The organism is Brevundimonas sp. GW821-FHT02A10 (assembly GCF_059422025.1).
Genome location: NZ_JBWKWC010000002.1, coordinates 327176 through 346664, shown reverse-complemented (window position 1 = coordinate 346664; position 19489 = coordinate 327176). Strand labels below are relative to the sequence as shown.

The window sequence follows — 19489 nt, the reverse complement described above, 5'->3', positions numbered from 1 at the left end:
GCCTCGATGACCCACCGCATCATCCTCTTCCGCGGCATGAACACCGGCGGCGTCCGCGCGCCGGTCAGCGAGCAGCGGACGATGGCGGAGGCGATGGGGCTGAAGAACCCGCGCACGCTTCAGGCCAGCGGCAATCTGGTGGTCGAGAGCGGCATGGCGACGGCGGCGCTGGAAGACGCGATCGAGACGGAGATGGCGCGCCGTTTCGATCTGAAGATCGCCGCCATGGCCCGCACGCCCGATCAGTGGGCGAAACTGATCGCCGCCAATCCGTTTCCGAAGGAGGCTGAGGCTCACCCCGCCAAGGTGGTGGCCATGGTCATGAAGGACGGGATCAAGTCAGGCGCGCTCGACGCCGTTCAGGCCCTGTGCCGCGATGGGGAGGATGTCCAGGCGGTGGATGGCGTTCTCTATTTCTGGTTCCCGAACGGTCAGGGCGTCTCGGAAATCTTCAAGAAGGTCACGCCGAAGATGCTGGGCATGGGCACCGGCCGGAACTGGAACACGGTGCTCAAGCTGGGCGAGATGGCTGGGCTTTGACCGCGCCGCCTGCCGGGACGGTCCGGATCGCCGCCGCCCAGACCCCGGAGTTCATTGGCGACCTCGACGGCGCCCTGGCCTGGCTGATCGAGACGGTCGAAGCCGCAGCGGCGCAGGGCGTTGCCCTGCTCTGCCTGCCCGAGGGCTTCCTTCAGGGCTATCTGACGACGGAGGATGAGGCGCGGCGTCATGCGCTCGACCTGTCGTCGGCGGCGTTCCGGGCGACGTTGGATCGCCTGCCGAAGTCCGGACCGATGATCGTCTTCGGCCTGATCGAGACGGACGGCGAGCGACTGTTCAATACGGCGGCGGTGGTGGAGCGCGGCGTCCTCGTCGGCCGCTATCGCAAACGGCATCTGCTCAAGGGCGAGGCCTGTTTCACGCCAGGCGACGACCCCGGCCTGTTCTCGGTTGGGGGCCTGACCTTCGGGATCAATATTTGCCACGACACCACCGCCCCGGAGGCCGCTCGCGAGGTCGCCGGTCTCGGCGCCTGCATGATCCTCTGCCCGGCCAACAATATGATGCGGCGCGAGGCGGCAGAGCTCTGGAAGGACCGGCACAACGCAATCCGGGGCGAACGCTGCCGCGAGACCGGGTTGTGGATGCTCTCCGCCGATGTCACCGGCGAACGGGACGGGCGGCTGGCGCTCGGGCCTACTTCGGTTATCGACCCGTCGGGAGAGGTCGCGGCGCAGCTGCCGCTCGGGGCGCCCGGCCTGCTGGTGTTTGATTTACCGCTCGCGGAGATGTCCGAAAAATCCGACCTAATGTAAAAAATACTAGACTCTATGTCTGCTCCATGAGACACCGCTTTCCGCCGCCGCACCGTGCGGTCGAGGAGGCCTCATGTCGTTTCGTGAAAAGCATCTGTGGGTCAGCATCGTTTCCAGCGTGGCGGTGTGGGGCTGGTATTTCTGGTTCGTGGCCCGGCATCTGACCGCCGGCTGGCGGACGGACGACCACTTCACCGCGACGCTCAGCATCGCTTTCCTCGGCTGTCTGATCCTGGTGGTGCTGATCGAGGCGATACTGACCTTCATCGCCACGGCGATCACGCCCAGGGCCGAGCGGAAGATGAAGGACGAGCGCGAGATCCACGCCGCGCTCAAGGCGAGCCACATCGCCCTGATGGCGCTGATCGGCCTGATCTTCTGCGTCTCTGCCGCCTCCTGGCTGGCCGGGGTGGTTGACGACAATATGGTGGGCGGGCGCGCGGTCTTCTCGGTCAACGGCAATCTGATGGTGGCCCTCGCCAATGTGCTTCTGGCCTGTCTGGTCCTGACCGAACTGGTGCGGGCCGGGGTGACCCTGATGCTGTTGCGGGGACTGCGCTGATGACCGTCTCGGAGAAGAAGGCCTGGATCAGTCTGATCGTCAGTGCGGCGATCTGGAGCGGCTATGCGGCGCTGGTCGGATGGCATGCGCTGCTCGGCGACGAACTCGGCCGCTGGCCGGTGGCTCTGTTCGTCGAGGCGGTGGCGGTGAGCCTCGCGGCCCAGTTCGGCCTCTCGGTCCTCATGCAATTGCGTGACCACCCTCTGGCCTGGGCCGTGGTCGATGAACGGGAGCGGCTGATCGAGGGACGGGCGGCGACGCTGGCCTACGGTCTGTTGATCGTGGCCGTCGCGGTCGTGGCCCTGCTCTGCGCGGTGGTGATCGGCGTGGGTCTGCCGCTCGGGAACTATCGACTTGTTCCGGCTGGCGCGCTGAACCCGACCATGGTCATGGCCGGTGGCCTGCTGCTGGCCATCGTTCTGGCCGAGATGTTGAAGTCGGCGACGGTGCTCGTTCTGCATCGGCGCGCCCTCTGATGGCGGCGCCCCCTCCGATCAAAAACCGCATCCGCGAGCTGCGTTTCCATGCGGCCGAGATGACCCAGGCGGCTTTGGCCGAGCGGATCGGCATGACCCGCCAGACCATCGTCGCCATCGAGCAGGGCAAATACTCGCCCAGCCTCGAGGCCGCCTTCCGTATCGCCAAGGTGTTCGGCGTGCCGATCACCGATGTCTTCGAGTGGGAGGGATAGGGCCGCACATTCGCCGGCCTCGCTTGCACGATCGCGGGTTTCGCGCCCCCGTCGGCCTTTGTATGCAGGGCGCATATAAGGAGCCCCCGATGTCCGACGCTTACGACAACATCCTGATCGAACGCCACGCCGACGGTTATGCGGTGGTGACCCTGAACCGGCCCGAGGCGCTGAACGCCCTGAACTCGGCCCTGTTCAAGGATCTGGCCGACTTCCTTGATGCGGTGGAGCGCGACGACAGCGTGCGCTGCCTGATCCTGACCGGATCGGGCGAAAAGGCCTTCGCCGCCGGCGCCGACATCAAGGAGATGGCGGACCAGACCTATGCCCAGATGTATGCGAACAACTATTTCGCCCTGGGTCACGACCGCATCACCCGGTTCAGGAAGCCGATCATCGCGGCGGTCAACGGCTTTGCCCTGGGCGGCGGCTGCGAACTGGCCATGCTGTGCGACTTCATCGTTGCCTCGGACAAGGCGAAGTTCGGCCAGCCGGAGATCAATCTGGGCGTCGCGCCCGGCATCGGCGGCTCCCAGCGGCTGACGCGTCTGGTCGGCAAGTCCAAGGCCATGGACATGGTCCTGACCGCCCGGATGATGGACGCCGCCGAGGCCGAGCGCGCAGGACTGGCCTCGCGCGTCTTCCCCCATGCCGAGCTGATGCACGAAGTGCGCAAGATCGCCGCCCGCATTGCGGCCCAGAGCCCGCTGGCCGTCATGGCCAACAAGGAGATGGTCAACGCCGCCCTCGAGACGACGCTGACGCAAGGGGTGCAGTTCGAGCGCCGCCTGTTCCACTCCCTGTTCGCCTTCGACGATCAGAAGGAGGGGATGGCGGCCTTCGTCGAGAAGCGGAAGCCGGAGTTCAAGGGCTCCTAGGCCGGCTCAGCTTCCCGGGCGGGCCGGCATCGAGCCGGCGTTGCAGCGGGCGGTGTCGCCACGGTCGCAGGCCGCAACGGTGGCGCGCCAGTCGGCCATGGCCTTCTGGTAGCGGTCTTCCTGCTCGGCGTTGTACTCGGCGCGCGACTGGGCGTTGATCTGCGCGTCGATCTGCTGACGCTCGGTCTCGGCCTGAACGTCGGCCTTCTGTTCCTTGTACTCATGAACCGCCTCGGAATAGGCGGCGGCGTTGGCCTGGTCGGTCTGGTCGGCCAGTTCGTTGCGCTGGGCCACCTGGGCGTTCAGGCGTTGGGTGATCGAGACCTCGACCGGGTTCTGCTCGGAATCCGGAGCCGGGGCGTTGGTCTCGCCCTTCAACTCAAGGGCCGCGTTGGTTGAGGCGGCGGCCTGGGTCCGGGTCTGTGAGCCCGGGGTGGGGGCGGGCGCTCCGAGCAGCGCCGAGACGTTGTCGGCCGGCGCGGGCGCGGGTGTGCTGCTTTGCTGGGCCAGGGTCGGCCCGGCCAGCAGGGCCGCGACGGCGGCCAGAACGGGAGCGGTGCGTTTCATATCTCAAGGTTCCTTCCGAACAGCCCCCGGGGCACGGAAACGCACCAGACCCCGAAAGGGCTCCCCTCGCCATCCTGAGGGGCGTCTCGGGTGAAGTCCGGAGGCCCCGGTCCGGCTCCGCGGACTGTTCCAAGGCGGGGGCGGTCGATATGATCGCAAGACAGCGACGGACTCGCGTTGACCCCTGCCGCGGGTTCAGCTATAGCCGCGCCTCTTCAGATTTCCGCGCCGTGGACACTGTGCTCCGCGGCGTTTTCCGTCTCATAGGTTTACCGATGGCCAACAACGCCGGCGCCCGTAAGGCGATCCGTAAGATCGCCGCCCGCACCGAAGTCAACAAGGCGCGCCGCACGCGCGTCCGCACCTTCCTGCGCAAGTTCCAGGAAGCGGTCACGGCGGGCGACGCCGGCGCCGCCAAGGACGCCTTCATCACCGCTCAATCCGAGCTGATGCGCGCCGTCACCAAGGGCGTGGTTCACAAGAACACGGGCTCGCGCAAGGTCAGCCGCCTGGCTGCCCAGCTCAAGAAGATGTCGGCTGCCTGATACAGGTTCCGGCGCCCGTTAAACGGGTCCGTTAACTTTCGTAGGATGCCCTACGGTCAAGCTTGCGGTCTGGATGCATACGGATCGGATTTTTTCGAACCGTCATTGTAAAATCCAATGAATTCAACGGCGAGGCAGCTTCGGTTGCCTCGCCGTTTGCACGTCTGTCGCTAACTGTTCACAGGAGAATCCATGCTCGCCTGTCGGGTGAAATCCGCATTTCCCCAAGCCGGGTTTGGATTTAGCGGAGTCAAACAATTTAAGTACGAATCGACGTTCGAATCAGCGTTGACCCTCCCGCCGCCGAGCGTAAGTTTTGGGTTCTAACGCACTTCCATCCCCACACGGATGAAGACGGCGGGAACGAGGTTCCAGTCGGCGGGAGACGTCAAACCGATAGGCCGCACCCGGCCCGTTGAAGCACACGCTTCGCGGGACAGGACAATGCGTCCCTGAATTTGCCGGACCCACGTGGGGGATGAGGGTGTGTGACCGACGTCAGAAGGACGCCGGGATCGGATGACTTTTTTATGGCGGGTGGCTTAACGATGGGGGGCTTGGCAGTGACGAGCATGACGGACCCGGATCGGATCTGGACGGAGGCGGCGGGCCGTCTGCGCGCGGAAATCGGCGAAGGCCCCTTCAGCTCCTATATCGCGCCCTCGGCGGTCCGCGCCGACGGCGCCGGCCAGCTGATCCTCGTCACCCCCACCGCCTATGCCCGTGACTGGGTGCGCAAGAACGCCCTGCGTCGCATGAACGAGCTGTGGCTGGGCCTGGACGGCCTGTCTCGTCGTCTGGAGGTCCGTTGCCGTGCCGAGGTCGGCTCACCGGCCCCGGCGACCGCCGTGGTTCAGGGCGTCGTTGACACCGTTGTCGCCGCTGCTGCCATTCCGGTCGCTACCGTGGCTCCCGTCGCCGACGGCGCCCGCGCCGTGCGCGCCGCCGGCCTGCAGGAACGCCTGACCTTCGACAGCTTCGTGGAAGGGCAGGGCAACGCCTTCGCCCTGGCCATCGCCAAACAGGTCGCCAGCTGGGCCGACGGTCACTTCAATCCGGTCTTCTTCTGCGGCCCCTACGGCTACGGCAAGACCCACCTGCTCAACGCCATCGCCTGGGAGGCCCAGCGCCTCAAGCCCGAGGCCAAGGTGGTCTATCTGACCGCCGAACGCTTCCTGTCGACCTTCGTGCGCGCCATGCAGGACCGCTCGACCGCCGCCTTCAAGGAAAGCCTGCGTTCGGCCGATATGCTGCTGCTGGACGACGTCCAGTTCGTGGGCGGCAAGGCTTCGACCCAGGAAGAGCTGCTCTCGACCCTCACCGCCCTGATCGAGGACGGCAAGCGGATCGTGCTGTCGGCGGACCGTCCGCCCACCGCCCTGTCGGAAGTCGAGCCGCGCCTGCGCAGCCACCTGTCCGCCGGCCTGACCTGCCCGGTCGAGCCCGCCGACCGCGCTCTCAAGATCGCCGTCGCCCAGAACCGCCTGGCCGCCTTCGCCAGAATGGGCGTGGTCCAGGGCGAGGCGCCCCGCGAAGTGCTGGAGCAACTGGTCGACCGCACCCCCGGCTCGGTCCGTGAGCTGGAAGGGGCCGTCAACACCCTGGCCGCCGCGGCCGGTTCACGCCTGTCGAGCCTGGGCGTGGATGAGGCCGCCGGCCTGCTGGGCGCCGCCCTGCGTGGCGGTCCCGAGCGCCGCATCACCGTCGACGAGATCCAGAAGACCGTCGCCGAACACTTCAACATGAAGCAGGCCGATCTGCTCAGCGAGCGCCGGACCCGCGCCATCGCCCGTCCGCGCCAGATCGCCATGTATCTGTGCAAGCAGCACACGACCCGCTCCTATCCCGATATCGGCCGTCGCTTCGGCGGGCGCGACCACACCACCGTCCTGCACGGCGTGCGCAAGATCGAGGAACTGCTGCCCGCCGACGACCAGATCGCCCGCGACGTGGAAGCCCTGACGCGGAAGCTGCGGGGCTGAATGGAATGGCAGTGCCTTCGCTGCGGTGAGGGTATCGCCCCTTCGGATCCTCACGCGGTCCGGATATCGGTGCAAAATCTCTGGGATGCTACGGCGGAGCAGGGCTTCGCCGCCCATGCCGAGTGCGCGAAACAGGCCCTGACCGGCTCGGAGCCCTTCGATCCGGTCGCTTTGGCGGACTGATCAGGGGTCTTGATGGGGGATAGGGGGTGACACCCGTTGCCCCTTTCACCCAATCCGCTAGTGTCACGGGCCAATCTGTAAGGCGACGCTGCGATTCCGCGTCGCGACCGGGCGATAAGACGATATGCAGCTGACCATCGAACGATCCGCGCTCCTGAAGGCCCTCGGGCATGTGCAGAGCGTGGTCGAGCGCCGCAACACCATTCCGATCCTGTCCAACGTCCTGCTCAGCGCCGGGCGCGACAGCCTGTCGTTCGCCGCGACCGATCTGGACATGGAGATGATCGACCGGGCCGACGCCGTGGTCCAGGTCGAGGGCCAGATCACCGCCCCGGCCCACACCCTGTTCGAGATCGTGCGCAAGCTGCCGGACGGCGCCGAGGTTTCCCTGACCTATAACGGCGACGATCCCCGGCTGACGGTCTCGGCCGGGCGTTCGCGCTTCAACCTGCCGGTCCTGCCGGCGGGCGACTTCCCCGTCATGTCGACCGACGCCTCGGGCGCCCGGTTCAGCCTGATGAAGGAGGATCTGGCCCGCCTGATCGACAAGACCCGGTTCGCCGTCTCGACGGAAGAGACGCGCTACTATCTGAACGGCCTGTACCTGCACACGGTCGCCGACAACGGCATTCCGCTGCTGCGCGCCGTGGCCACCGACGGCCACCGTCTGGCCCTGGCCGAGACCCCTGCTCCCGAGGGCGCCGCAGGCGGCCCGGGCGTGATCGTGCCGCGCAAGACCATCGATCAGGTCCGTCGTCTGCTGGATGACGGAACCGGCCCCGTCGAGGTTCAGGTCTCGCCGCAGAAGATCCGTTTCGAGTTCGGTCAGGCCAGCCTGACCTCCAAGGTCATCGACGGCGCCTTCCCCGACTATATGCGGGTCATTCCCAAGGGGAATGACAAACAGGCCGACATCGACAACGCCATGTTCTCCAAGGCCGTCGACCGCGTGGCCACCATCTCGGCTGAAAAGAGCCGGTCGGTGAAGCTGGCGTTCGAACTGGACCGCGTCACCCTGACGGTGCGCAACATGGAGGCCGGCCAGGGCGTCGAGGAGGTCGAGATCGGCTATTCCGAAGAGCCCTTCGAGATCGGCTTCAACGCCCGCTACCTGCTGGACGTCGCCGGCCAGATCACCGGCGAGAACGCCACCTTCATGTTCGCCGACCCGGCCAGCCCGACCCTGGTCCTCGATCCGGGCGATCCGGGCGTGCAGTACGTTCTGATGCCGCTGCGTGTCTGAGGCTGAAAGCCCCGAGGTCCTCGTCATTCGCAAGCCCTTGTGGCGACGGACTTCGGGAATCTGGATCGGCGGCGCAGGGCTGGCCATTCAGCTGGGTTTGATCGGAATGCTCTGGTCGATCGGCGTCTGGTTCTGGGACTACCGCGCCGCGCTCTTCTGCGTCTTCCCCCTTATGATGCTCTTCCTGATCGGGGCCTCGATCCACAGCCTGATCCTGAACGAGCGGCTTTTTCTTTCATCGTGGGGGCTGGAGGTTCTCTCGCAGGATCTCAGGGTGAAGGTGCGCTGGGCGGACGTCGAGCGGTTCCGGATCGAGCGCCTGCCGGATCGGATGCATCCCCTCGTCGGCTGGAATTACGATGAGGAGGCTATCCGTGAAAACGTCTCCTGGTGGAAAGCCATGCGCATGGGCGCGGTCATGCACCGGACGATGGACGAGGATATCGGCTCGGGGTGGGAGATGTCGCCCGAAATCCTGTGCGACACGCTTGAGCGCTGGCGGGTCCGGTACTCTTGATCACTGCCCTCACCCTCACCGACTTCCGCTCCTATGCGAGCGCGACCCTGCCCGTGGGGGCGGGGCCGGTGGTGCTGCATGGGCCGAACGGGGCGGGCAAGACCAATCTGCTGGAGGCGCTGAGCCTGTTCACGCCCGGGCGCGGCCTGCGCGGGGCGACGGCGGTCGAGATGGGGCGGCGCGAACCGGGCGAGGCCGGCGGCCGGGCTTGGGCCGTGGCCCTGACGCTGGACGCAGGCGATGGGGATGAGATCAAGCTGGGCACCGGGGTTCAGTCGGCGGGCGCGGCGCGGCGCATCGTGCGCATCGACGGGGAGACGGCGCCGCCGGGGCGGCTGCTCGACTATCTGCGGCCCGTCTGGGCGACGCCCGAGCAGGACCGGCTGTTCTCCGACGCCCGGGCCGAGCGGCTGAAATTCTTCGACCGGCTGGTGTTCGCGGCGAACCCCGCCCATGCGGCGACGGTCTCGGCCTATGAGAAGGCCCTGCGCGAGCGGCTGCGGCTGCTGACCGACGGGGCGGAAGGCCGGGAAGCCGACCCCCTGTGGCTCGATGCGCTCGAGCTGCGGCTGGCCGACAGCGGCGCTCGCGCGGCGATGGCCCGTGCGACCGCTCTGGAGGCCCTGCAGGCGGGTATCGACGCGCGCGGCGACCGTCCTTTCCCCCAGGCCGATCTGGGCCTCTCCGGTGAAGCTGAGGGGCTGGCCGTGTCCGGCGCCGACGAGGCCGCGATCGCCGCCGTGATCCGCGAGGGCATGGTGCGCTCGCGTGGGCGCGACGCCGCCGCCGGCCGGTCGCTGTACGGTCCCCACCGCTCCGACCTGACGGCCCTGCATCGCGAGAAGAACCGGCCCGCCGCCGAGGGGTCTTCGGGCGAGCAGAAGGCGCTGGTCCTGAACCTGATCCTGGCCCAGATCGTGCGATTGAAAGCGGAGGGCGGCGCTTCGCCCGTCCTGCTGCTGGACGAGGCTCCGGCTCACCTCGACGCCAACCGTCGCGCGGCCCTGTTCGACGAGATCGTCGCCCTGGAATTGCAGGCCTTCATGACCGGCACCGAGGCCGTTCTGTTCGAGGATCTGAAGGGCCGTGCGCGCTTCGTCCGGGTCGAGGGTGGAAGCCTTTCGACCGAGGGCTGAACCCTCCGCTTTCCCTCGCTTTTCGTGTGGGTTTTCCTATATAAACGACAGATCGAATCCGCCTGAATCGGCGGGTCTCTGAAAGCTCTTCCCTGCGGGCCGGATGGCCGTTCGCCATCCCCTTGGACGCCCGCGTCTCCGGACGATTGAATGACCGACCAGAACGAAAACGCCCGTCACGAAGATACGGCCGAAGAAGCCGCCTACGGCGCGGAATCCATCAAGGTTCTCAAGGGGCTGGACGCTGTCCGCAAACGCCCCGGCATGTACATCGGCGACACCGACGACGGCTCCGGCCTGCACCACATGGTCTATGAAGTCGTCGACAACGCCATCGACGAGGCCCTGGCCGGTCACGCCGATCTGGTCGAAGTGATCCTGAACGCTGACGGCTCGGTCACCGTCACCGACAACGGCCGCGGCATCCCGGTCGACATCCACGCCGAGGAAGGCGTCTCGGCGGCCGAGGTCATCATGACCCAGCTGCACGCCGGCGGTAAGTTCGACCAGAACTCCTACAAGGTCTCCGGCGGTCTGCACGGCGTCGGCGTCTCGGTGGTGAACGCCCTGTCGGACTGGCTGAAGCTGGTCATCTTCCGCAACGGCAAACGCCACGAGATGAAGTTCGAGCGCGGCGACACGGTCGAGAGCCTGAAGGTCACGGGCGACGCTCCCCTGCGCGACAACGGCAAGGTCCTGTCGGGCACCCAGGTCACCTTCTATCCGTCGGTCACCACGTTCAGCCACATCGACTTCGACCTGAAGACGCTGGAGCACCGGCTGCGCGAACTGGCCTTCCTGAACTCGGGCGTGGTCATCAAGCTGCAGGACCATCGCGGCGCCGAGCCGATCGACATCCTGCTGCACTACGAGGGCGGCGTGGAGGCCTTCGTGCGCCACCTCGACAAGTCCAAGACACCGCTGCTGAAGGACGTGATCGTCATTCGCGGCAAGAAGGACAATATCGAGATCGACATGGCCCTGTGGTGGAATGATTCCTACCACGAGACGATGTTGTGCTTCACCAACAACATCCCCCAACGCGACGGCGGCACCCACCTGTCGGCCTTCCGCACCAGCCTGACGCGGGTCATGGGCGCCTATATGGAAAGCTCGGGGGCGCTCAAGAAGGAGAAGGTCGCGCCGTCTGGCGAAGACGCTCGCGAGGGCCTGACCTGCGTCCTGTCGGTCAAGGTGCCGGATCCCAAATTCTCGTCGCAAACCAAGGACAAGCTGGTTTCGTCCGAAGTGCGCCCGGCCGTCGAGGGCCTGTGCACCGAGGGCCTGTCGCAATGGTTCGAGGAACACCCGGTCGAGGCCAAGGCCATCGTCGCCAAGATCATCGAGGCGGCTTCCGCCCGTGAAGCGGCGCGCAAGGCCCGCGACCTGACCCGGCGCAAGTCGGCGCTGGATATCTCCAGCCTGCCCGGCAAGCTGGCCGACTGCCAGGAACGCGATCCGGCCAAGTCCGAACTGTTCATCGTCGAGGGCGACTCCGCCGGCGGCTCGGCCAAACAGGCCCGCAACCGTGAGAACCAGGCGGTCCTGCCCCTGCGCGGCAAGATCCTGAACGTCGAGCGCGCGCGCTTTGACCGGATGTTGTCGTCCGAGCTGATCGGGACCCTGATCCTGGCGCTGGGCACCGGCATCGGGCGCGACGACTTCAACGCCGACAAGCTGCGCTATCACAAGATCATCCTGATGGCCGACGCCGACGTCGACGGCGCCCACATCCGGACCCTGCTGCTGACCTTCTTCTACCGGCAGATGCCGGAGCTGATCGAGCGCGGGCACGTCTATATCGCCCAGCCGCCGCTCTATAAGGTCTCCAAGGGCAAGAACTCCCGCTACCTGAAGGATCAGGCGGAGATGGACTCCTACCTCATCGAGGAAGGGTCGTCGGAAGCCGAACTGGATCTGGCCACCGGCGAGCGCCGCACGGGTCAGGACCTGCAGGCCCTGGTGCGCGAGGCCAAGGCGTTCAAGGCCCTGGCCGACCGTCTGTCGCAGCGCGCTCCGGCCTTCGCGGTGGAGCAGTCGGCCCTGGCCGGGCTGTTCGCCGAGGACCATGGGGACCCGGCCGCAGCCGCCGCCCGCCTGAACCTCTATGCCGAAGAGGGCGACGGTGACTGGTCGGGCGAGCCCGGCGTGCAGGGGGCGGTGGTCTTCAACCGCGTCCGCCGCGCTGTGTCGGAGACGATCGTGCTGGAAGAGGCTCTGCTGCGCTCGCTGGACGCCCGCCGTCTGGCCGAACGCGCCCATGCCTTCGATGGCGTATTCGACAAGCCCGCCGTCTATCGCCGCAAGGACAAGTCCACGACCATCCGTGGCCCCATCGACCTGCTGAACGCCGTGCTCGACGCGGGCAAGAAGGGCTTGGCCATCCAGCGCTACAAGGGTTTGGGCGAGATGAACCCGGAACAGCTGTGGGAGACGACGCTGGACGCCAACGCCCGCACCCTGCTGAAGGTCTCGGTCGAGCACCAGGAAGACGCCGACGACCTGTTCGCCAAGCTGATGGGCGACGTGGTCGAGCCGCGCCGCGAGTTCATCCAGGCTAACGCCCTGGACGCGGCGGTGGACGTCTGATCATCACCGGCAGGCGATCCGCGGGCTGAACCTGCGGATCGCCTCCGTAGTGTCGCCCTATTGGCGTCCGCCGTCGATGAAAGCCTTGATCGAGGGGTAGCTCTTCGTGGTGCGGTCGCCGTCGCAGACCAGCTGGGCCAGATAGGCGTCGCGCGTGTCCGGCGCGTAGACGGCCCATTCCTCGGGTTCGTCGAAGCGGTCGGTCTGAACGCCATTGGCGCCGTATTCGATCGAATAGACGAGCCGCGACTGTTTGGCCGAGCAGCGCACCTCGATCTGATCGGCAGAGTAGCCGTAGTCGCTGGCGCCGCCGGTCAGCGGGACCTTGGCCACGGTGGCGCTGATCACGCCATCCGTGGTGACGAAGCCTTTGACGTCGGTCAGATAGATCTTCACGTCGCTGCGCGAGAACGGGTTCCAGTCCTCGGCGGACTCCGGAGCCGGAGGCGGGGCCGGAGCCGGTTCAGCGGTTTGGGCGGGTGTCGCCGCGGGCCCCGTACTCTGGGCCGCATCCCGGGCTGAGGCGGTTCCGGCGACGACGAGGCCGACCGTGAGCGCCGCGATTTGCAGTATCGTCTTCATATGGTGTTTCCCCATCTCTCCCTGACGTGAAGCGAATATCATCCCTGTGCGGGACGGTTTGCAAGCGCCTGGAGACCGTCGAAATATGGGATTGAGCGACTTCGGCCATCTTCGCGCGTTACGTCAGCCCATGACTCGATGGCTACTCCTTCTCCTCGTCTTCATGGCCGGTCCGGCCATGGCCCGGGCGCCGCTTCCGCCCGCGCCCCAGGCGGGGAATCCGCCTGTGTTCCAGTCCGACCGGATTGTTGTCGAGACCCGAGGGCAGGGGCCGGACGTGATCCTGATCCCCGGCCTGGCCTCGACCAGCGAGGTCTGGCGCCGCACGGCGGATCGGCTGGATGACCACTATCGCGTCCACCTGGTCTCACTGCGCGGCTTTGGGCAGATTCCTGCTGGAGCCAACGCCCAGGGGACCATCATCGGCCCCGTGGCCGGCGAGATCCGGCGCTATATCGCCTTGCAGCACATGAATCGTCCGGCGGTCATCGGCCATTCGATGGGCGGGCTGATCGCCCTGAGGATGGCGGCGGACGCCCCCGGCCAGATCGGCCGGGTGATGGTGGTGGACGCCGCCCCCTTCTTCCCGTCGCTGATCAGCCAGGGCGCCACGGTCGGCGACGTCGAGCCCCTGGCCCGGATCGCCTATCAGGCCCTGATGTTCCTCGGCGACGAGGCGCTGCGGCAACAGGGCACAGCCATCGGCGATCAACTGGGTGGGGCGTCGAACAGTCTGTTCAGCTCGATGGGCTGGCAGGGCGGCGACCGGGCGATGTTGGCCCAGAGCCTGTACGAGGTCATGACCACCGACCTGCGCCATCGTCTGCCGGACATCACCGCGCCGGTGACGGTCGTCTATGGCTGGAGCCCGGATGACGCCTCGCCGCGCGCCCATGTCGACGGCCTGTTCCGCGCCAGCTACGCCAGCCTGCGGACGCCGGCGACCTTCGAGCGGATCGAGGGGGCGGAGCATATGGTCATGCTGGACCGGCCGACGGCCTTCTATGCGGCGCTGGACCGGTTTCTGGACTGAGGGTCAGTCCGGCTGGATCCCGCGGATGAAGGCCAGCACGGCCGCGTCATCCGCCATGTCCCCTTCGAAGACATGGGCGGGCTTGTGAGGTTCATTATTGCCTCGCACCCGGCCGCGATAGACCTTCATCGGCAAGGCGATGCTGGCCAGCCCGCTGGGCAGGACCGTCTCGCGAATGTCCATGTAGACGGTGTCTGCGGATGTCTCGCGCCCGACCTGTATGCCGCCGGCCGCCTTCCAGATGTCGACGGTGTCCAGGCATGCCGAGGCGCAGAGCGAATCCGTCAGCACATAGACCTGACCCGCCAACAGTCGGGGCGCGGGAGGCGGCGCGGCCGTCTCCTGACCTGAGGGTTCCCCGTTTGCACTACGCCAGTAGGGCTGGCCGGCGGCCTTGGCCGCCTTCATGCCGTTCAGGGTGGTTTCTGCCCAGGTGATGTATTCGGCCTGACTGTTCGAGGCGCGAAACTGGGCGAGGAGCTCCGAAATCCGGGCGATATTGCCGTCCGAGGCGCGCCAGTCCACGGCGTCCGAACCGGACTGGACATGGGCGCCCATCCAGTCGTCGCCCCACAGAACCTGCGCCATCAGTTCGCCCCAGCCCGAGGTGCCGCCGCCGTTGCCGCGCAGATCCAGAACCAGATATGGGGCTGCGCGCAGGGCAGATTGCCGGGCGTTCAGGTCGGCCATCAGGGCGGTGAGGCTGGCGTGCGCCTCGCTCGCCGGATCGCCGTTGAACGATGGCGTCGAGATCCAGAAGCCGCCGTCGTCGAGCGGCCTGAGCCCGAAGTCGGGATGGGCGCGCTGCGCCAGTCTGGCCCGGCGCGCATTCAGATCGTCGGGGGTCGCGCGCCAGCTCAGGGCATAGCTGCGGGTCGCGCCATCGACCTCGAACCGGCACTGGCGCAGTTCGTTGATCCAGGGATTCTGCGACCCGAGAAATTGCCAGTCGCCGTAAAGGACGCGCTGGGATTCCAGGAACCAGCGTCCCCGGAACTGGCCGATCCGCTGTTCGGCCAGGGTATCCGCCGCGACGCCATCGCAGTCGATCAGTCTGGCTCCAAGCGGCGGGGTCGTCGCGTCGCCTTCGTCACGGTCGGAGACCACCTGATCGGCGCCGCGATAGATCGTCAGGAAGCCCGGCCAGCGCGTGGCGAACCCGAAGTTCGGCTGTGTCACGTTCATGGCGACGTGGCCGTCCTCGAAGTCGGCGACATAGGCGCGCAGGGCCCACCACCATCCGCCGGCGTCGGTGGTGGTCCGCGCCCGTTCCAGCGCAACGGTCAGGCCATGATCCAGGCGGGGGCGGAAAGCGGGGTTGAGGGGATCCTGCGCGCCGGGGTGGCTGTCCACCATCAGGTCGTGCAGGGCCGTCGCATCCTGGGTCAGGGTCGCGGACCAGTCGCGCGGCTGGTCCATGGGGCGAGGCGCCGGGGGCGGAGCCTCTGCGGATACAGCTTGTGAGACCTGGGCCTGTGCGGCGTTCGCCATCGCCAGACAGGCCACGCCCGTCGCCAGAAGCCGTTTCATCTCGAATCCCTCAACCAGTGTCAGGCGGGGGAGGTGGCAAGCGGGCGGGCGATGCGCCAGTTAAGCTTTCGTCATTTGGACGCCGGCAGCCCAGGCTGATTGCGTCAGCCTGCGGCCCGCAGGGCCTCCAGCAACCCCTTGCCATAGCGATCCAGTTTGGACTGGCCGACGCCGGACACGGCGCCGAGGGCGTCGAGGGAGCCGGGCTCGACAATGGCGATTTCCAGCAGGGTCTTGTCCTGGAAGATGACATAGGGCGGGACGTGCTGTTCTGCTGCGCGGTCACGACGCCAGGCGCGCAGGGTCTCGAAGCGGGCGCGGACGTCGGCGTCCAGAGCCTCGACGGCGGCGTTGCGGTCATTGCGGGCCCGGCGGGGCTCGGCCCGGCCCGTGAGGGAGGCGGCCGGGACGCGACGCACTTCGATGGCCCGCTCGCCGCGGTAGACGGCGCGGACGGCCTCGGGGTCGCCCAGCCCGACCAGCGGTTTGCCGTCATTCGGGTCTTCCAGCAGCAGGCCCTCGAACAGCAGGTGGTCGACGATGTCGCGCCAGCCGTTCTGCGATACGTCCTGACCGATGCTCCAGGTGGAGAGGTCGCTTTCCCACGGCTGGACGTCCTTCGTCTTGCCCAGCAGGTGATCGATGACGCGGTTGCGGCCGAAACGCCCGCCAAGACGCTGGACGGCGGCCAGCGCCTTCTGGGCCTGGACGGTGGCGTCATAGAGAGCGGGCGGATCGCTGCAGACGTCGCAGACACCGCAGACGCCCGCATCGGTCTCGCCGAAATAGCGGCGCACGGCCTGGGGCCGGCAGATCGCTCCGTCCAGCATGGCGAACAGGCGTCGCGCCTTGCCCACCTGAACCGCCTTGACCTCTTCGGGCATGGGGCGGCTGTCGAGGCGACGCAGGTTCCAGGCGATGTCGGAAGGGCCGTAAAGGGTGATGCCCTCGGCCGGTTCGCCGTCGCGTCCCGCCCGGCCGATCTCCTGCCAGTAGGCCTCCAGCGAGCCGGGCGGATCGGCGTGGATGACGAAGCGGACGTCGGCCTTGTCCACCCCCATGCCGAAGGCGATGGTCGCGACCATGACGGCGCCTTCCTCGGCGAGGAAGCGGGCGAGGCGTTTGTCGCGGTCGTCCGTGCCCATGCCGGCGTGATAGGCAATGGCGTTGGTCCCGGCGTCCCTGAGCGCCTGGGCGACGCGGTCGCACCCGTCGCGCGAGCCGCAGTAGACGACGCCCGACTTGCCGCGCCGCTGACGCACCAGATCGATGACGGCGGCGTCGGTGCGGGCGCGCGACGCATTCTCCTTGCGCACGGCCGAGAGCTGCAGGTTCGGGCGGGCGAAGCTGTCGACGAAGACCTCGGCCGCGTCGAGGCGCAGGGAGCGGACGATGTCCTCGCGCGTGCGGGCGTCGGCGGTGGCGGTGACGGCGATGCGCGGCACGCCAGGGAACAGCTCTGCGAGCTTCCCCAGCGTCCGGTAATCGGGACGGAAGTCGTGGCCCCACTGGGACACGCAGTGGGCTTCGTCGATGGCGATCAGCGACAGGGGCAGCTCATGCAGCCGGTCGATCAGGTGCGGCTGGGCCAGACCTTCGGGGGAGACGTAGAGCAGGTCCAGCTCGCCCGCGCGGGCGGCGCGCCAGATGGCCGAGCGATCGTCCATGGAGACGCCGGAATCGAGGCGGGCGGCGGCGACGCCCTGCTGTTTCAGCGCCTCGACCTGATCGGTCATCAGGGCGATCAGGGGGGAGACGACGAGGCCGAGGCCGGGGCGCAGGATGGCCGGGATCTGGTAGCAGACCGACTTGCCGCCGCCGGTCGGCAGGACGGCGAGGACGTCGCGCCCGGCCAAGGCCTCGGCGACGACATCGGCCTGAAGCCCGCGAAAGTCAGGGTGGCCCCAGACGCGGTGCAGCAGCTCGCGCGCGTCATCCATGCCCGCGGATGCAGGTTTGGCGAGGGAGGCGGATTCGGCGGGCATCGGGCGCTTGTGCCCGATCCGTTCCGGGGTGTCACGCCGGGACTGAGCGCGGGATCAGGGCTCGAAGGTGACGATCTGGCGCACGACCTGACCGGCGTGCAGGCGGTCGAAGCCTTCATTGATCTGCTCCAGCGGAATCTTGCCGCTCATCAGCAGGTCCACGGGCAGGCGGCCCTGACGATAGAGGGCGACGTAGCGGGGGATGTCGCGGCTGGGGACGCAGGTGCCGATGTAGGAGCCCTTCAGCGTCCGCTCCTCGCCGACGAGCGACACGACATTGACGGGCAGGGCGGCGTCGGGCGGGGGCAGGCCGGCGGTGACGGTGGTTCCGCCGCGCCGGGTCATGCGCCAGGCGGCGTCGAGCGCCCGGACCGAGCCGGCCATTTCGAAGACGAAGTCGGCGCCGCCGTTGGTGAGCTTGCGCACCTGTTCGACGGCGTCCGGATCGGCGGCGTTGACGGTCTGGACGGGCCCCAGGGTGCGGGCCAGCGCCAGCTTGTCCTCGGACAGGTCCACGGCGACGACCGGCGAGGCGCCCGAGGCCAGGGCGCCGAGCACACTGGCCAGACCCACGCCGCCGAGACCGACGATCACGGCGCTCTGGCCCGCGCGGATTCCCGCCGTATTCACGACAGCGCCCACCCCGGTCAGGACCGCGCAGCCGAACAGGGCGGCCTCATCCAGCGGCAATTCCGGATCGACCCTGACCAGCGACCGGCGCGAGACGACCGCGCGGTCGGCGAAGGCCGAGCAGCCAAGGTGGTGGTTCAGCGCCTCGCCCTCATGGTGGATGCGCTTGCCGCCGGAGAGCAGCTCGCCCTTGCCGTTGGCGACGGCGCCGGGTTCGCACAGGGCCGGGCGGCCCTCGGCGCAGGGGTTGCAGTGGCCGCAGGACGGCATGAAGACCATGACCACATGATCGCCGACGGCGAGATCGGTGATCCCGTCGCCGAGCGCCTCGACGATCCCTGCGGCCTCATGCCCGAGCGCCATGGGCAGGGGGCGAGGGCGGTCGCCGTTGATGACGCTGAGATCGGAGTGGCACAAGCCCGCCGCCTTGATCGCCACCAGCACCTCGCCGGAGCCGGGCGGGTCAAGGGTCACGGTTTCGACCGACAACGGACGACTGTCGGCATAGGGATGGGCGGCGCCCATGGCGCGGAGAACGGCGGCTCGGGTGGTGATCGTCATCTGGCGGCCTCGTGATCGATGACCTCTCGATAGGCGCTTGACGCGACGTCGGCCAAGCCCGAGCGTCGTTCCGCGAACAGCTCCGCTGGCAGGGCGTCCCCCGGTTTGTCCCGCCAGAGGCAAGAAACCCCCTGCGCTCAAGTAGCGAGGCCCCGCGGGCCGAGCGCTGGCGCACTAAAAAAGAGGACGAGGAACCTATGGCGATCCGGGAAGAAGGGCCTCTGGCCGATCGGGCGACTTACAAGGCCTACCACACGGTTTCGACCCGCTGGGCCGACAACGACCAGTACGGCCATATCAACAACGCCAAATTCTATGAGTTCGTCGACTCGGCGGTGAACGCCCATCTGATCATCGCCGACGCCCTGACGGAATCGATCGGCCTGGTGGTCGACAGCGGCTGCCGGTACACCTCGTCCCTGGCCTTTCCGGACGTGATCGAGGTCGGGATCAAGGTCGACCACGTCGGCACCTCGAGCGTGAAATACGGCTTCGCCGTCTTTCGCCGCGGCGTCAGCGTTCCTGCGGCCATCGGTCATTTCGTCCACGTCTACGTCGACGCCGAGACCCGCCGGCCCAAGCCGCTGCCGCCCAAGCTCAAGGCCGTGGTGGACAATCTGAAGGCCGACTGAGGCGGTCTCAGTCCTCGTCGAGGTAGCGCGCCAGCAGCACGGCGCCGGCGGCCGTCACGACGCCGAGCGCGAAGGCGGCGACGATGGAGCCCGTAGCCACGGCGGTCGAGACGGTGACGGGCCGCGCCTCATACCATTCGATGATGTCGGCTTCGTCGAGATCGTCGTCTTCGTAACCGGCGGCTTCGGCGGCGTAATCGGGTCCGGTCATGGGAAAGAGCTCTTCTTTGTGGGCGCTATCGCTCGGCTCGCGGAGCCTCGCTACTTGAGCGCCAGTGCCTGAATGCGTGGTGATGCCTAAATCCGTGTCTGACTTGGCGGTTCCGT

Annotated in this window: 20 protein-coding genes; 14 read left to right on the top strand and 6 right to left on the bottom strand. The window is 67.5% G+C overall.

The window, feature by feature from the left end; genetic code table 11:
* Positions 1 to 6 precede the first annotated feature (6 nt).
* The 6 genes from AC07U0_RS08125 (at position 7) to AC07U0_RS08100 (ending at position 3447) form a co-directional block, all read left to right on the top strand.
* Positions 7 to 540 carry a DUF1697 domain-containing protein gene (locus tag AC07U0_RS08125; protein WP_494719525.1) on the top strand — a complete coding sequence of 178 codons (534 nt, stop codon included), beginning with the start codon at positions 7 to 9 and terminating at the stop codon, positions 538 to 540.
* The gene (locus AC07U0_RS08120) at positions 537 to 1316 is read left to right on the top strand and encodes a carbon-nitrogen hydrolase family protein (protein ID WP_494719524.1); all 780 of its coding nucleotides are present in this window, start codon (positions 537 to 539) and stop codon (positions 1314 to 1316) included. The genes AC07U0_RS08125 and AC07U0_RS08120 overlap by 4 nt, the downstream gene beginning before the upstream one ends.
* Positions 1317 to 1389: 73 nt before the next feature.
* Positions 1390 to 1878, top strand: a complete 489-nt coding sequence (locus AC07U0_RS08115; protein ID WP_494719523.1) for a hypothetical protein — start codon at positions 1390 to 1392, stop codon at positions 1876 to 1878.
* Complete coding sequence (locus tag AC07U0_RS08110; RefSeq protein WP_494719522.1) at positions 1878 to 2354, top strand: hypothetical protein; 477 nt, start codon at positions 1878 to 1880, stop codon at positions 2352 to 2354. Before AC07U0_RS08115 ends, AC07U0_RS08110 begins: the two co-directional genes overlap by 1 nt.
* On the top strand, positions 2354 to 2569 hold the full coding sequence (locus AC07U0_RS08105; RefSeq protein WP_494719521.1) for a helix-turn-helix transcriptional regulator: 216 nt from the start codon (positions 2354 to 2356) through the stop codon (positions 2567 to 2569). The genes AC07U0_RS08110 and AC07U0_RS08105 overlap by 1 nt, the downstream gene beginning before the upstream one ends.
* Positions 2570 to 2658: 89 nt before the next feature.
* Positions 2659 to 3447 carry an enoyl-CoA hydratase-related protein gene (locus AC07U0_RS08100; protein ID WP_494719520.1) on the top strand — a complete coding sequence of 263 codons (789 nt, stop codon included), beginning with the start codon at positions 2659 to 2661 and terminating at the stop codon, positions 3445 to 3447.
* Positions 3448 to 3453: 6 nt separating this feature from the next.
* Here AC07U0_RS08100 and AC07U0_RS08095 read toward each other — a convergent pair whose 3' ends face one another.
* On the bottom strand, positions 3454 to 4014 hold the full coding sequence (locus AC07U0_RS08095; RefSeq protein WP_494719519.1) for a cell wall hydrolase: 561 nt from the start codon (positions 4012 to 4014) through the stop codon (positions 3454 to 3456).
* Positions 4015 to 4289: 275 nt separating this feature from the next.
* Between AC07U0_RS08095 and rpsT the strand changes: the two genes are divergently transcribed.
* The 6 genes from rpsT to gyrB all read left to right on the top strand — a co-directional run bounded on the left by rpsT (position 4290) and on the right by gyrB (position 12209).
* Positions 4290 to 4559, top strand: coding sequence for a 30S ribosomal protein S20 (gene rpsT, locus AC07U0_RS08090; protein ID WP_207870537.1), 270 nt, complete (start codon positions 4290 to 4292; stop codon positions 4557 to 4559).
* Between the two features lie 530 nt (positions 4560 to 5089).
* The gene (gene dnaA / locus AC07U0_RS08085) at positions 5090 to 6541 is read left to right on the top strand and encodes a chromosomal replication initiator protein DnaA (protein ID WP_494719518.1); all 1452 of its coding nucleotides are present in this window, start codon (positions 5090 to 5092) and stop codon (positions 6539 to 6541) included.
* Positions 6542 to 6848: 307 nt separating this feature from the next.
* Complete coding sequence (gene dnaN / locus AC07U0_RS08080; RefSeq protein ID WP_494719517.1) at positions 6849 to 7967, top strand: DNA polymerase III subunit beta; 1119 nt, start codon at positions 6849 to 6851, stop codon at positions 7965 to 7967.
* Complete coding sequence (locus tag AC07U0_RS08075) at positions 7960 to 8484, top strand: hypothetical protein (protein WP_494719516.1); 525 nt, start codon at positions 7960 to 7962, stop codon at positions 8482 to 8484. The genes dnaN and AC07U0_RS08075 overlap by 8 nt, the downstream gene beginning before the upstream one ends.
* A complete protein-coding gene (gene recF, locus AC07U0_RS08070) occupies positions 8481 to 9620 on the top strand; it encodes a DNA replication/repair protein RecF (RefSeq protein WP_494719515.1) in 1140 nt (379 codons plus the stop codon). The genes AC07U0_RS08075 and recF overlap by 4 nt, the downstream gene beginning before the upstream one ends.
* A gap of 150 nt (positions 9621 to 9770) precedes the next feature.
* Positions 9771 to 12209 carry a DNA topoisomerase (ATP-hydrolyzing) subunit B gene (gene gyrB, locus AC07U0_RS08065; protein WP_494719514.1) on the top strand — a complete coding sequence of 813 codons (2439 nt, stop codon included), beginning with the start codon at positions 9771 to 9773 and terminating at the stop codon, positions 12207 to 12209.
* Positions 12210 to 12266: 57 nt separating this feature from the next.
* On the opposite strand, the gene AC07U0_RS08060 is transcribed toward gyrB, so the two are convergent.
* Positions 12267 to 12791, bottom strand: coding sequence for a hypothetical protein (locus tag AC07U0_RS08060; protein WP_494719513.1), 525 nt, complete (start codon positions 12789 to 12791; stop codon positions 12267 to 12269).
* A 226-nt stretch (positions 12792 to 13017) separates the two neighbouring features.
* On the opposite strand from AC07U0_RS08060, the gene AC07U0_RS08055 reads away from it, so the two are divergent.
* Entirely contained in the window at positions 13018 to 13824 is an 807-nt protein-coding gene (locus tag AC07U0_RS08055; protein WP_494719512.1) for an alpha/beta fold hydrolase, read from the top strand.
* Positions 13825 to 13827: 3 nt separating this feature from the next.
* Here AC07U0_RS08055 and AC07U0_RS08050 read toward each other — a convergent pair whose 3' ends face one another.
* The 3 genes from AC07U0_RS08050 to AC07U0_RS08040 form a co-directional block, all read right to left on the bottom strand.
* Complete coding sequence (locus AC07U0_RS08050; protein WP_494719511.1) at positions 13828 to 15354, bottom strand: S41 family peptidase; 1527 nt, start codon at positions 15352 to 15354, stop codon at positions 13828 to 13830.
* 104 nt (positions 15355 to 15458) lie between these two features.
* Positions 15459 to 17339 (bottom strand): DNA helicase RecQ, encoded by a 1881-nt coding sequence (gene recQ, locus AC07U0_RS08045; protein WP_494719510.1) that lies wholly within the window; start codon positions 17337 to 17339, stop codon positions 15459 to 15461.
* A 54-nt stretch (positions 17340 to 17393) separates the two neighbouring features.
* Complete coding sequence (locus AC07U0_RS08040; RefSeq protein ID WP_494719509.1) at positions 17394 to 18530, bottom strand: zinc-dependent alcohol dehydrogenase family protein; 1137 nt, start codon at positions 18528 to 18530, stop codon at positions 17394 to 17396.
* 197 nt (positions 18531 to 18727) lie between these two features.
* Between AC07U0_RS08040 and AC07U0_RS08035 the strand changes: the two genes are divergently transcribed.
* The gene (locus AC07U0_RS08035; RefSeq protein ID WP_494719508.1) at positions 18728 to 19162 is read left to right on the top strand and encodes an acyl-CoA thioesterase; all 435 of its coding nucleotides are present in this window, start codon (positions 18728 to 18730) and stop codon (positions 19160 to 19162) included.
* Positions 19163 to 19169: 7 nt separating this feature from the next.
* On the opposite strand, the gene AC07U0_RS08030 is transcribed toward AC07U0_RS08035, so the two are convergent.
* Complete coding sequence (locus AC07U0_RS08030) at positions 19170 to 19373, bottom strand: hypothetical protein (protein WP_494719507.1); 204 nt, start codon at positions 19371 to 19373, stop codon at positions 19170 to 19172.
* Positions 19374 to 19489: the final 116 nt, after the last annotated feature.